We start from the raw sequence: 1216 nt of genomic DNA, 5'->3' as shown, positions 1-1216 counted from the left end.
TGACCTCCTCCCCGCGTTAGGCCCTCGCAGAACTGGAAAATTCGGCTTTGAGTGGGGAAGTGAATCGGGCGGCGAACTCGGCCGGCGGGACATCGCCGATCGATGAGTGCGTCCGGAAATGATTGTAATCGACCCTCCAGTTTTCGATCTTCTCACGGGCGTCGTCGAGCGACAGGAACCAGTGCGTGTTGAGGCACTCATCCCGGAAGCTGCCATTGAACGACTCGATAAAGGGGTTGTCGGTCGGTTTGCCGGGCCGGGAATAATCCATGGTCACCGCGTTGTCGTAGGCCCAGCGATCCATCACCATCGAGACGAACTCGCTGCCATTGTCGGTCTGGAGGCGCTGCGGTAGCTTGCGTTCGTGTCGCAGTCGTTCCATCACGGCCACCACGTCTTCGCCCTTGAGTTGCTGACCCACTTCGATGGCCAGACTTTCCTTGGTGAAGTTGTCCACAACGGTCAAGGCCCGGAAGCGACGTCCGTCGAATAACGCATCAGCCACGAAATCCATGCTCCACACTTGATTAGGACCCGTCAGCACCGTGCGCTCCAGGCGGTGGGCCGCCGCCTTGCGGCGGCGAGGTCGTTTGCGCCGCAGGTTGAGGCCAGCTTGGCAGTACAGTCGATACACACGCTTGTGGTTGGCCTTCCAGCCTTCCCGGCGCAGCAACACGAAGATCCGCCAGAAACCATAGCGAACCCGCACCGCAGCGATCTCTTCGATCCGTCGAAGTAGTGGTGCATCATCATTGTCCCGAGGTTGGTAATACCACGCCGAACGGCTCTGCTTGACGACCCCGCAAGCGCGGCGAACCCCGACGCGATACCGGTCGACCAGATGGCCCACGAGCGTCTTGCGCTGCGTGGGCCTCAGAACTTTTTTGACAGCACGTCCTGCAACATCACCTTGTCCAGGCTCAGATCGGCCACTAGCTGCTTGAGCTTGCGGTTCTCATCCTCAAGCTGGCGTAGCCGGCGCAGTTCGGCCACACCGAGCCCGCCAAACTTCTTGCGCCACGCATAGAACGTGGCCTGGCTGATGCCCATCTTGCGGCAGATCTCCTCGACCGTCGTGCCGGTCTCGGACTGCTTCAGGGCGAACGCGATCTGCTCTTCGGTGAACTTCGACTTCTTCATGGCGACGGGCCTCCTTGGGCCTGAGTGTCGCCGAATTTTCTAGGTCTAGCTGGTCTAAGTTATAGGGAGGAGGTCA

At 60.0% G+C, this 1216-nt stretch carries 1 protein-coding gene; it reads right to left on the bottom strand.

The genetic code is table 11. The features are described 5' to 3' along the window. Nucleotides 1–16 precede the first annotated feature (16 nt). A protein-coding gene (locus AC1KVG_RS21750; protein WP_481095802.1) for an IS3 family transposase occupies nucleotides 17–1140 on the bottom strand; the annotation gives its coding sequence in 2 pieces (ribosomal slippage) (nucleotides 17–879 and nucleotides 879–1140; 1125 coding nt in all). Between the last annotated feature and the right edge of the window lie 76 nt (nucleotides 1141–1216).

The sequence above is a fragment of the Xanthomonas sp. NCPPB 3959 genome (genome assembly GCF_056675575.1).
This window is presented reverse-complemented; position numbering and strand designations above follow the sequence as displayed.